Origin of the sequence: Paenibacillus sp. PK1-4R, from assembly GCF_030369595.1 — a bacterium.
Lineage (GTDB): Bacteria > Bacillota > Bacilli > Paenibacillales > Paenibacillaceae > Paenibacillus.
In genome coordinates, this window is the sequence record NZ_CP126535.1 from 5133310 (window position 1) to 5144629 (window position 11320).

Sequence of the window (11320 nt, forward strand, 5' to 3'; positions counted from 1 at the left end):
GCCTCTGACGAAAAACCATTCGTTTGCGGATAATAATATGTCACGACTTCTGATAGCTGCGTCGGAAGGCGCCAGGTGTAAGTCGTTCCAGCTTCTTGAAGATGGCTCCATAATAGCTGGTCGATTCGAAACCGACTTGCCGAGCAATATCCTCCATCCCGCGCTGCACATTGTCAAGCAGCAGTTCCTTGCTCTTGTTGACTCTTACCTGATTAACATAGCTGATGGGACGAAGACCTGTCGTCTTCTTAAACAAATGACAGAAATATTCTGGTGTGACACAGATCAATCCAGCCAGCGTTGGCAAAGTAATCTCTTCAGCATAATGCTGTTCAATATAGTCCAGAACCGGCTTTATTCGCTCATACTGCTGCCCGACGGTATCGCTGCCCTCCACAGATACGCGTTGAATAATCTCTGTCAATAAGGTATAGAGGACAGCGGAGCAGGCGTAATTGCTTAATGTCTGCTCTTGTGGTGTTAAGGCAGCTTGCAGCAGCTCCCGCATTCGGGATAGAAGGTATTCAGGCTGTGCAAGCGTGTATACGCATGTGTCGACAATGCCCACGGTTTCAAACAAGTTTGCTGACCCGTTGCCATCGAAAATGATCCAGTCGACTTCCCAACTGTCGGATAGCGCATAGTATTCGTGCTTCTGTCCAGGGAATAACAGCATGCCCATACCTGGCTTGACGATATGTTCCGTTTCACTTAGCTTGAGCTTACCCACACCGCTGCGGCATTGTATCCACTGATAATCCTCAATGCCTTGGTCTCGGCGGATATGCTCCTGTTCATGATGCAGGCCGATGCCAAGTAAATAAAAAGGGAGCAGCTTGTCTCGGGCAGATAACACCGGGAAATTACGATTGGGATGAGGCATACGACTAACTCTCCTGATCTTAATATTGTTATATCATATTAATTATTTAAGATATTCACTCGAATTAATATAACATATAATCGCAATATATTGATAAATAAAGGAGATCACAGGATGGAAATTAAGATAGGAATTGATTATTATCCAGAGCAATGGACCCCGGAGTTATGGGAGAAAGATGCCATACTTATGCAACAGACGGGGGTTGCTGTTGTGCGAATGGCAGAGTTCGCCTGGAGCCGAATGGAACCGACTGAGGGTAATTATCAGTTTGAATGGCTGGATGCGGCTATAGAAGTATTCGCTTCGCGCGGCATGGAAATTGTGTTATGCACCCCCACCAATACCCCGCCAAACTGGATGACAACCCGTTATCCGGATGTGCTGCCCATGGATGAACAACGCCACATCATTCGGCCAGGTGTGCGTGGACATCGTTGCAACAACAGCCCTTCCTTGAGAATGCTGGGCTCCAAATTTTTGGAAGCGATATCACAGCGCTATAGTAAGCATCCCGCCGTCATAGGCTGGCAAATCGATAACGAGATGCACTACCAGGAATGCCATTGTGATACATGTAATCGTTCATTTGTCGCTTGGCTTCAAAAGCGTTATTCCAATCTGGAGGAGTTGAACCGGGAGTGGGGAACGGTCGTCTGGAGTGGTGAGTACAGCAGCTGGGCTGAGGTAACAACACCACTCGGTGCCAGCAAACCGATGAATCCTTCCTATCTTCTGGAGTACAAACGATTTTGTTCTGACAGCGTAGGCTATCTGCTGGGATGGCAGCTTGAGATTTTACGCCGTAACTGTCCAGGCCAATTTGTGACGCATAACATGTGGCAGTATCCGAATAGCCTGGACTATTATGATATGCACAACGAATTGGACTTCGTCTCTGTTGATTATTATCCGAATGAGCTGTATCGCGATTATGGCGATCGGTTTCCGAGGAACGGAGCGCTTACGTTGGACTTGGTTCGCGGTATCAAACGCCGCAATTTCTGGGTAATGGAACAGCTCAGCGGAGCACAGGGCGCCTGGATGCCGATTCAGCGCACCCCGTATCCTGGACTGATCCGAGCTCGCTCCTGGCAGACAATCGCTCGCGGTGCAGATATGGTCGTCCATTTCCGCTGGCGGAGTGCAACCGTCGGAGCCGAACAATTCTGGCATGGGCTGATCGACCACAGCAATGTTCCTGGACGCAGGTTCAGGGAGTTCGCGGAGCTTACTCGCGAGGTGAACCAGTTAGGAGAACTGCTGGCCGACTCGACCATTGTTACCCAAGTTGCGATTCTGCATTCGCATGATCAGCATACGGCGCTTTCCCTTCAGCCGCAGGCGGAAGGAGGAATGCACTATATAGACAACCTGTCCTCAATGCATAATGCATTTCTAAAAATGGGCGTAGGTACAGACGTTATCAATTGGACCGAGGAGCTCGATGGGTACAAGCTGGTCGTTGTCCCTTCCCTCTTCCTGTTAAGTGAAGAAGTAGCACAACGACTGGAGCGATTCGCAGCTAAAGGGGGGACGGTTGTCCTCACCAATCGGACTGGTGTGAAGAACATGAGGAATGTATGTGAGATGCTGCCTCTGCCGGGGCTACTGGCAGAAGCGGCGGGTGTTGTCGTAAGTGAATATGATGCCATCGGCAGCAGTGAGCATCGGATACGGAACGCGGAGGGCAAGACATTCGCTGCGAAGCAATGGTGCGATTTACTGGAACTGCGAGGCGCAGAGCCGATCGCCTGGTATGACAACGACTTTTACGAGGGTGTACCGGCGGTTACTGTCAATAAGTTTGGTGAAGGTGAAGTGTATTATGTCGGCACTTGGCCCGAGCCATCGTATTTCTATCAGCTGTTTGAAGGCATATTGAAGGAAAAGGATTTGGCGCCCAAAATCCAGTTGCCGGAAGGTGTCGAGCTGTCGATTCGAACGAAGGGGGAGCAAAATTTCCTCTTCCTGATCAATTTGATGAATGAGCAACGAGAGATTACGCTGGACGTTCCTTATCGCAGCTTGTTGAACAGCGCGAGGTTGGATCAGAAGTTGACCCTTCCAGCTCTGGGAGTAGATATTTTAACTGTATAAGATCAGCCGTTTCCATATTTAAAAAGGGATGTCTCACAAGGCTTACGACCTTCAGGGACATCCCTTCTCTGCTTTCACTAACATCCACCTAATCTGAATAAGAGTATTTCCAGTTAGTTCATCTTATTTGATTTTGATTTCCAGTTCATCCTTCTTGGCTTCTTGTAAATCATCGTAGACCTTATCTGGTTTGCCACGAAGTATTAATATCATTGACTCCGGATTGTCCAGCAGATTGCTGCTGAAAGAATACATCATTCCGTCTTCCGTTCCGCTCCCGCCTACCATGGATAACTTGGTCTGCTTCCCATTCCTGGAGGTCGAAATGATCTCGATAGGCCAAACGACCTCGCTGATCGACAACTTCGTTTTGTAATCAATCTCTTGATCAGGTGCATGGACAAATTTGACCCGAGTTACTAGCGGAGACATCTCCACCTCCGACAATAAGACCTCATAGCCTCCAAGAGTAAAAGTCCGATTAACGTTAATGACTTCCGTTTTGGGGATAGAAAACTTAGGATCAAGAGGAAAAGAAAGATTCATTTTTTTGGAAAATTTATATTTTCGTTCTTTCTCCCCGTTGTCTGCATAATTCACCACATCTGGTACAACTGAGGACAGCTGGAATTGTAGATTCACTTGCTCAGGCAGCGGTTTATTTCGACTTCGCTCAATTGTATTCCGGCCATAAATGGTATGTTTATCATTCGAGAAATGCACCCCTCCTATATTTCCGTTATCAAGGACATAACCTGTTCTTGCATCCGTCATCTTGGTATTGACTATCGAATACATCTCTTGCGAAGCATCCGTTCTAGCGGTATACAATACCGTTATCCTGTTCTCATCTGCCAGAACCGCATTCACGGTAAACTGATATATGCCCGATGTAACCGTCCGATCCACGAGTTGCACATAACCATTATTGAGCGTTGAAGTAATCGTAGCACGGTCCATATCCGAAGTTAGCAGGCCACGGAAGGGCTCTAGAACTCCCCAATGGGTTACAGGCTCAGTATATGTTGCCGGTTGTTGCCCATAGTTTCCAAGCGGGCCTATAAGAAACCAACCTGCAGCCAGAACCGTGACCAGCACTGCCGTGATCCATTTGACACGAAAGGTCCTACCTGATCGTTTTGTTCTGCCCTTTGCGAGACCACGTTGAATTGCAGCAGTCGTGTCCGCCGGATTCCAGTGCTGCTTCTCTCTTTTCACCTGATATGCATCTGCAAGAAGTGCTTTCTCCTCCGGGTTAGTGGTCATGCCAATCCCTCCTATTCTTCATCAACTTGCGCAACTGCTGGAGTCCCTTGTGCTGCCAGGTCTTGATCGTCCCTTCTGGTTTGCCGAGGATCGAGGCAATATCCGTCAGTGTCATGTCGTTATAATATTTCAGCAATAATACATGGCGATATTTCGGTTTCACCTTTTGCAAAAGAGATTCCATAGCAATTCGGTTATCATCTACACTGATCATCCAAGACGCCGGAATGCTGTCCTCCAGATTCTCCTTCGCCAGAGGTGTCGCCCGCTTGCGGCGCCTCTGTTCATCGATGCAGACATAGATGAGAATCCGAATGATCCACGACTTGAACGCCTTCTCATTATTCAGCGTACGACGTTTGATCCAAGCTCGGCATGTCATCTCCTGCACAGCTTCCAGCGCATCTTGCCGGTTACGCAGGTAGCTGTAGGCAATAGAAATGAGCGTATCTTGATGTTCCATAATGGATTGCACAAATTCCGTCTCATCTTCGGTCTGTACATAGATCCTCTGGTTCATCTCTGCTTTTGTTTCCACCCCGCATCCCTCCTTCTCTCTCTTTCTGTGGTATAAGACGGGTGAGTGAAGCAAACGGTTTTTATTCATCAAAAAAAGCTCCGCCATCATCATGAGGGAGCTTGATTACATAGCACTTCTGCCGCAGGTATACTGAATTACGCACAAGCATGAACAATTCAAGATCAACTAACTTACAAATTGCCGGTGACTTCGATCCCGTCGGCCAATTGCAGATGGTTTCTCACCCAAGCTGTGAACTGATTCAAAAAATTCCGTAATTCAGGCTCTGCAACCACCTGTTGATCCAACTCTGATAAAATCTCTACCCATACATCCTTCGTAATGGGATTGTCCCAGCAGGGATCAAGTGCCTTCATCTCTTCTCCAGTTCGCGGGTCAGTTAATGGAAATGCACGATCCAATGCAGGACGAATATAGTCAAAGTCTTCATTATATATGAATAGCATGTCTTCCATCTCTACTTCAACCGATTCTTCTATGTATAAAGGGGATAAAACAAAACCCACATTCCGCTGTGGACCTTGATACTGATACATGAGCGCAGGAATTGTTCTCTTTGATTTTTTAGCCATATATGCTCCTCCTGTTTCAGGCAAATCTCTTACCGATCAGAGTTCAAACCAGATTAAACCACCATCAACCTGCCTGGTTTCTCGCTCCATCTGATGCATCCAGCTCCGACCTTTTTCACCCCAGATATGGAACAAACAGTAGATATACAACTCCCCATCCACAATTTCTTCTAACCCAGAGGCCTCTTCTATGCACACTTCAAGAGCTATAGGCCAGGAAGGATCTTCACGTTTCAATACAAAGCCGTTGGCTTGGTGTTCCAGACTATACACTTCGGTAAACGTTAATGCATCTGCCAGACGCTTCACAACTTCAGGTAAAATCACAGGCTCTGTTGCTCTGATTCCATATTCCCAGCCCATATGTACAACCTCCTTCAGACTTCGTTCGCTCCAGATTGTTGCTTTTGACCATGTATTTGATGGATGGAACGATCCAACCACAACTCATACCAGTCCAGAAAATGTAATCGATTCGTATTGCCCCAATACTGATCAGGATAAATTCCATTGCGGTTAGCCCGGTCATCAACCCAGATCTCTCCGTAGGAGGCTCCCTTAACAATTAGATTCATGGAGATGCCACAACCAAAATCACTGATGCGCAGCATACCTGCCGACCACTTTGGATCAAAATATTCGTGTTCCAGGGCATACCATTCCTCTTCTTCCTTGCTGTCATCGAACCAGTCATAGTTCCAGTTCCATGCTTCCGTGAATTGAAAAGGGTCCGAGACCGCGTTCAGCTCATCGTCATAACCCAGAACAGCGTATACGCCATCATCCGGGTTTTCCAGACCATAATAAGGTCCTGCACCAGCCGTTCCCATATGAAGAAGCCATATCTTATAGTCCTCCGGCAACTCAATTCGCCATTTCTGTTCAAATTGCGCGATATCCTTCTGCGTCCACACAGATGCCATTTCATATTTATGGTTCTCTGCGCCAAACAGGTCCAAATCGGGGTCGAGACTCCGGAGAGTGATCAACTTTTCACGCAGACGTTCCAATTGCATCTTGTACATGGCTTCCCCATCTCCCTTAGCTACTCTATTACGTTTGTCCCACGGCGTACCCGCGTTGCTGTAACTCATCCAGTGCTGCTGCCACATCTCGCTCAGGACACAACTGCTTAATCAGGCTGGCGGTCACTGGTTTTTCTTCATATATTTCAGCTACGGCTTCCAACGGAAGATCCGGCAAGTCGTAGTACCCTTTTGCCCAATCAACGTAATCTTCCGAGTTCTTCTCTATATATCCAAGTAAAAATTCCGCACCACCTCTGGCGTCCGCTTTGTCTTCCTCGGTCATCGCCAGCTGAATCCAGTTACCAACCTTCCATGACAAGTCGTTCCCTTCCTGCCATAGGCAAAAGGTCACATCTTCCATATCCAATGTTTCCTCCTGATCTCGCAGAACAGCCATCAACGTCTCCGGCACTTCATCATACATGCCCGGGTAGATCTCACCATCCTCACGAGCATGCGGACTTAAAGGTGACTCATGATCAAATCCCTTGATCAACGTGCCCGAATCCGTAAACAATACATGCAGATGATCACCTGCGCCGTTATTGATGCTTCCCCATGCCACACCTGGCTGAAGTTTATCTTCATAATGATGAACGCGTAGCCATTCTTCCTCCGAAAAGATAATATCCAAAGCAGCAAGTATTCTCATCCGTTTACGCAGGGCATCTGCATTCATCATCGTTATCTCGTTCCAATCCTGCATATGAATCCCTCCTGTTTGTATATGTACACTATATCCGGATTAATTCATCCAGCGTGTTATTTCCCTGAATACTTGGTGTCATGACAATGGTGATCCGACTGGCTTCTCTGGAGACGATACACGCATAATTTCCGGGCTTTAACTGAAACAGAACCCCTTCACACGTCTCATCCGGCTCCAATTCACCCCCAGTGACATCATCCGCCGCTCCCAGATAGATGTGCCCAGACGGAACTTGCAGATGATACACCTTATCCCGTTCCGCTGCGTGATCTGGACCTGAATCCTCCCCTACATCCTCCAGGCTCCATTCCACCTCATACACTCCATCCGCACCCAGATTCAGGAACAGACAATGACCTGCATTCACCTCAGCCAGCTCATCCACTGGAATGGACCACCAGTCCGAAGTATCCTCGGCACGATGTTTTAACGCTGCCAGATCATACAGGCACAATGTTGCCGTATCTGTAAGCATTTGAAATGTTCCTCTCATATTCACACGTCCCTTCTATCTGATCCAGGTCTGACCTCAGAAATATATTCAATCATTATATCAAGCCTGATACACGTGTAAAAGGAACCCATGGACCATCTCTGCTTTCGCAACTCTTCATTTCTCGCTCCAAATGGTCGATATAAGCATAACTGACTTTTTTTGAACCTGATGGAGGAAGCCAAGCCATGTCAATTAACAATAGAAAAGAACCCTTTCGCTACACATTGAAGGAACCGATTCACTTTGAGATCTATATTCTCAGCATCAACGGTGTTAACGCACCAGCCAAACCCATTCAGGCCGAACTCTGCGATATCAGTCGATCCGGCTGTCAGCTGTCATTTCCGCTATCCCTTCCTGTAGAGAATAACGATATTCGGATTGGAATGAATATGCTGCTCTTTGAAGACCCTCTATATATGGAAGGCACTCTCCGCTGGGGTCATGAAAAAAATACCTCATGGCACTATGGAGTTCAACTGGAAATGCAGGATGGAAACCAGGACCGCCTCTCCAGAGAGATGCGAATGCTTGCAGGACAAGGCAAAATTATCGTGAAATAGTGAACTAGCAATATAGCCTGATAACAAAAAACAAAAAAACAGCCCAATCAAATTGGACTGTCGCAAGATGAAACTCTTTATGCCGCTTTACTAACTGTCGCTGGTTGTTCCATTTTGGACCAGTTCACGGTTTTTTCAAGAACGAGTGAGACCAATACCCCAATGACGAGACCATTGCTTATGATTGGAATAAGATACATGGGCAAGGTTTGAAAGGCTTCAGCAGGAATATTCATGACAGCAACTCCCGTGAGGACCGGCAACGCTACACGATAGATCGTTTTAGAATTAAACGTTGTACCTTCAAGCGTTCTTAGTGCCGTGCCGAACATCTGAAGGTAAGCCACGAACAAAACAGCACTGCCAACGCTTGGTGGTATTTGTGCAAAAAATGCTGTCACAGAAGGTGTAAGACCCATCATACATAACAACCCCGCTCCAATCATAAAGGCAGCACGACGCAGAATACGAGTACTCTCCAGGAACCCGATCGATGATGCAAATAAACCAAAGGGCAGCACACCTACACAGGCTGACAACATCGTGAACAGACCCGTTAGCGCATAGGAATGCCTATACTGACGGCTTGTTGTTTCTGTCCGGTATAGTTTCTCAACTGTGCTTAATGTGGTGATCGAATTCGTCATATTCACCAACCCCACGAAAAATGCAGTAATGACAATACCGGGTTCCCATCTGGGTGCTCCCCACGGAAACAGTTCGAGACCAGCCGGGGCCTGATTAGGCTGTCCTCCATGTTGTCCAGGAAACAATAGACTATAAGCGATCCAGCCTGCCACAATCCCAATCAGGATCGCGTAGTTCCCCAGTTTTCCCCTACCCTTTAATTGAATCCATGCCACCAAAAATGCAATGACAACGGACAATGCGGCAACAGGCAGATTGAAGCGGCCAAACTCCGTATATCCTATCATACCTTTGAAAAAATTCATGGTTAATTGAATCGTCATTAGAAACAACATGGCACTCTTCACCATAGGTGTGAACAGCTTTTGCAGCACTTGCGCTGCTCCCAGCCAACCCAGAATCACCATCGTTAGTCCCGCTAACAGAAAACCTGCAGCCAGTCCACCGCCAATACGCTCCAGACTCATACCGGCCGATGAAGCAGATACCGTCAAACTTAGCGTCAATCCCCACCATAATCCTGACGGACCATCCATAATCGCATATCGATGACCGAATACAGCTTGAAGAATACACACTGCTCCGGTAAGGATAAATGCGTGCTGCATGGAGGCAGCGATGGCATCCGGAGACAGATGAAAATTATGTCCAATGGATAGCGGAACAACAACGGTATTGGTAAACAGGAAGAAAAACCACTGTATACCTGCCAAAATCAGTGAAGATACGTCCTTCATATTCTTTTGTAAAAAATGCTCTTGATGTCTGTTCATTCGTTCGGAATATCCTTTCACTGTTCTATATCATAAATGTGTAACTCTCTTCAGACTTGGGTTAATAGTCGTTCCATCTCGGCATACCGATGCCGGCTCGCATGTGCAAGCGGTGTAATCCCGTCCCGATCCGCGATCTTTGGATCTGCACCATATTGCAAAAGCAAGGCAACAATCTGCTGATGACGCGGCCCACCATCTCCCAAAATGACCGCTTCTAGCAAGGCTGTCCAACCCAGGTTGTTGATATGATTCACATCCACATCGCTGCGTGTCAGCAGAAGCTCCACAATGTCCACATGGCCCCGATCCGCTGCTGGAATAAGGGCTGTACCGCCAAAACGATTCGTTAACCTCGTATCTGCACCTGCTGTAATCGCCAAATCGACCATGTCATACATACCCTCAGCACTCGCGTATAACAACAGGTTGTCCAATCGTGCATCCTGAAGATTAATGTCGGCTCCGGCGTCCACTAACATCCTTGCCGTGTCTATCTTGTTACCCTGCACCGCAGCCATCAGAGGTGTTCGCCCCAATGCATCCCGTTCATTCAACCGGCTGCCCTGTTGTGTGATAAATCGAATGACCTCATCGGTATGGCCCGCTTGAGCGGCATCATGTATTGTTCTAACCACGTTGTTTCATCCTCCAATTCAAGGTCTTTCTCGTGCAGTAATATTTATATGGAAACCAAGTCCCGTTAGTCAGGTATGCAAATCTAATGTATGGTAACATAAGATCGTAGTATATTAAAAATACATGTTTTGTTGGCTTCCCATACGAATTACATATACATCGCAGGCGAAGGAGAACAACCACTTGGATATCAAACAATGTCGCTATTTCATTGCCATTGCTGAGGAGAAACAGATTACAGCAGCAGCCCGGAGACTTCACATGGCTCAGCCGCCCTTAAGCCAGCAGCTTAAGTTAATGGAAGAAGAGCTTGGTGTGATTCTATTTGAACGCAAAGGGCGCATGATGGAGCTAACTCAGGCGGGTCGCAGCTTTTATGATTATGCGGTTACCTTGACCAAATATATGGAGGAAGCTGTAATGGAGATGCAAAGTTTCCGTCACGGCATACGAGGCAAACTCGCCATCGGCATCAATACCATATCGGATCGCCTGATCCCGCAAGCACTGCAACAGTTTCGCACCACCCATCCACAGGTTACCTATAAAATTCAGCAAAATGAGTCTGCACAATTATGCCGCCTGCTGGAAGATGGCAAAGTTGAACTCGCCTGTGTACGCATGCCCGTCCAGACAGAACGCTATGAGGTGCTGCACCTGCCACAGGAGCCCCTCTTCTATATTTCTTCAACACCGCTGGATAGCCCAACGGAGATGACCCCTGGAGCGGAGATGCGGACCTATTTCAAGCAGCTTACAGGTATCCCTCTACTGTTGCCAAGCACGGAAGGACTCGGTATGTTCGAGCTAATTTTGGACAAGTTCCGGGAGCATCAGGTTACCCCCTCCATCATGGGTGAGTGCTCAGACATTAATATGTTGCTGGAACTGGTCCGACTCGGCTTCGCCAGTTCCATCGTGCCTCACACGGTACTACAGCTATATCACGAGCACCCATTCCACGTATATCGCATCCAGGATCAGCATTCCACGGTTGGCTCGGCGCTGGTCTGGCTGCAGAACCGTTATCTGTCCAAGCCTGCACAACACTTTGTGCAACTGGTCCAGGGCATGCTTCCCGTGGTGTAAAAGGCTATAAGCA

13 protein-coding genes are annotated in these 11320 nt (G+C 47.5%); 3 read left to right on the top strand and 10 right to left on the bottom strand.

Annotated elements, in window-relative coordinates:
- Nucleotides 1–40 precede the first annotated feature (40 nt).
- Nucleotides 41–883 carry an AraC family transcriptional regulator gene (locus tag QNO02_RS22250; protein WP_133385733.1) on the bottom strand — a complete coding sequence of 281 codons (843 nt, stop codon included), beginning with the start codon at nt 881–883 and terminating at the stop codon, nt 41–43.
- A 114-nt stretch (nt 884–997) separates the two neighbouring features.
- Here QNO02_RS22250 and QNO02_RS22255 point away from each other — a divergent pair, with 114 nt between their 5' ends.
- Complete coding sequence (locus QNO02_RS22255) at nt 998–2983, top strand: beta-galactosidase (RefSeq protein ID WP_289390009.1); 1986 nt, start codon at nt 998–1000, stop codon at nt 2981–2983.
- Nucleotides 2984–3106: 123 nt separating this feature from the next.
- On the opposite strand, the gene QNO02_RS22260 is transcribed toward QNO02_RS22255, so the two are convergent.
- The 7 genes from QNO02_RS22260 to QNO02_RS22290 all read right to left on the bottom strand — a co-directional run bounded on the left by QNO02_RS22260 (nt 3107) and on the right by QNO02_RS22290 (nt 7592).
- Nucleotides 3107–4249 (bottom strand): DUF4179 domain-containing protein, encoded by a 1143-nt coding sequence (locus tag QNO02_RS22260; RefSeq protein ID WP_289390010.1) that lies wholly within the window; start codon nt 4247–4249, stop codon nt 3107–3109.
- Nucleotides 4239–4787 carry a sigma-70 family RNA polymerase sigma factor gene (locus QNO02_RS22265; protein ID WP_249912037.1) on the bottom strand — a complete coding sequence of 183 codons (549 nt, stop codon included), beginning with the start codon at nt 4785–4787 and terminating at the stop codon, nt 4239–4241. The genes QNO02_RS22260 and QNO02_RS22265 overlap by 11 nt, the downstream gene beginning before the upstream one ends.
- A 173-nt stretch (nt 4788–4960) precedes the next feature.
- Nucleotides 4961–5362 carry a hypothetical protein gene (locus tag QNO02_RS22270; protein ID WP_289390012.1) on the bottom strand — a complete coding sequence of 134 codons (402 nt, stop codon included), beginning with the start codon at nt 5360–5362 and terminating at the stop codon, nt 4961–4963.
- Nucleotides 5363–5398: 36 nt separating this feature from the next.
- The gene (locus tag QNO02_RS22275) at nt 5399–5725 is read right to left on the bottom strand and encodes a hypothetical protein (protein ID WP_289390013.1); all 327 of its coding nucleotides are present in this window, start codon (nt 5723–5725) and stop codon (nt 5399–5401) included.
- A gap of 14 nt (nt 5726–5739) precedes the next feature.
- The gene (locus QNO02_RS22280; protein WP_289390014.1) at nt 5740–6456 is read right to left on the bottom strand and encodes an SMI1/KNR4 family protein; all 717 of its coding nucleotides are present in this window, start codon (nt 6454–6456) and stop codon (nt 5740–5742) included.
- The gene (locus tag QNO02_RS22285; RefSeq protein WP_289390016.1) at nt 6416–7096 is read right to left on the bottom strand and encodes a hypothetical protein; all 681 of its coding nucleotides are present in this window, start codon (nt 7094–7096) and stop codon (nt 6416–6418) included. The genes QNO02_RS22280 and QNO02_RS22285 overlap by 41 nt, the downstream gene beginning before the upstream one ends.
- Nucleotides 7097–7124: 28 nt before the next feature.
- Entirely contained in the window at nt 7125–7592 is a 468-nt protein-coding gene (locus tag QNO02_RS22290; protein ID WP_289390017.1) for a DUF6386 family protein, read from the bottom strand.
- Between the two features lie 188 nt (nt 7593–7780).
- On the opposite strand from QNO02_RS22290, the gene QNO02_RS22295 reads away from it, so the two are divergent.
- A complete protein-coding gene (locus QNO02_RS22295) occupies nt 7781–8158 on the top strand; it encodes a PilZ domain-containing protein (RefSeq protein WP_133385742.1) in 378 nt (125 codons plus the stop codon).
- A gap of 77 nt (nt 8159–8235) precedes the next feature.
- Here QNO02_RS22295 and QNO02_RS22300 read toward each other — a convergent pair whose 3' ends face one another.
- Together QNO02_RS22300 and QNO02_RS22305 are read right to left on the bottom strand one after the other, a co-directional pair.
- Entirely contained in the window at nt 8236–9579 is a 1344-nt protein-coding gene (locus QNO02_RS22300) for a uracil/xanthine transporter (RefSeq protein WP_289390018.1), read from the bottom strand.
- Nucleotides 9580–9629: 50 nt separating this feature from the next.
- Complete coding sequence (locus QNO02_RS22305) at nt 9630–10217, bottom strand: ankyrin repeat domain-containing protein (protein ID WP_289390019.1); 588 nt, start codon at nt 10215–10217, stop codon at nt 9630–9632.
- A gap of 184 nt (nt 10218–10401) precedes the next feature.
- Here QNO02_RS22305 and QNO02_RS22310 point away from each other — a divergent pair, with 184 nt between their 5' ends.
- Nucleotides 10402–11307, top strand: a complete 906-nt coding sequence (locus QNO02_RS22310; RefSeq protein WP_289390021.1) for a LysR family transcriptional regulator — start codon at nt 10402–10404, stop codon at nt 11305–11307.
- The last annotated feature ends 13 nt before the right edge of the window (nt 11308–11320 follow it).